This window comes from Paraburkholderia sp. SIMBA_027, from assembly GCF_046535315.1.
Classification (GTDB): domain Bacteria; phylum Pseudomonadota; class Gammaproteobacteria; order Burkholderiales; family Burkholderiaceae; genus Paraburkholderia; species Paraburkholderia tropica.
The window spans coordinates 1-277 of the sequence record NZ_JAWRWY010000445.1 but is presented as its reverse complement, the minus strand read 5'-3'; the positions used below and the strand labels follow the sequence as shown (position 1 = coordinate 277).

The 277-nt window shown below is 53.1% G+C and carries 1 protein-coding gene; it reads left to right on the top strand.

Going from position 1 to position 277, the window contains the following annotated elements:
• Window positions 1–277: GntR family transcriptional regulator (locus SB764_RS39765; protein ID WP_410866721.1), on the top strand; the 277-nt coding region annotated here is incomplete at both ends.

Sequence of the window (277 nt, the reverse complement as noted above, 5' to 3'; positions counted from 1 at the left end):
TGGCTATCGCTGGCTGAAGAACGATATTATTCGCGGTAATTTTCAACCGGATGAAAAATTACGAATGAGTTTGCTGACATCGCGTTATGCACTTGGCGTTGGGCCGTTACGGGAAGCTCTTTCGCAACTGGTGGCGGAACGGCTGGTCACGGTGGTGAATCAAAAAGGGTATCGGGTGGCGTCTATGTCAGAGCAGGAGCTGCTCGATATTTTCGACGCCCGCGCCAATATGGAAGCGATGCTGGTCAGTCTGGCGATTGCCCGCGGTGGCGATGAA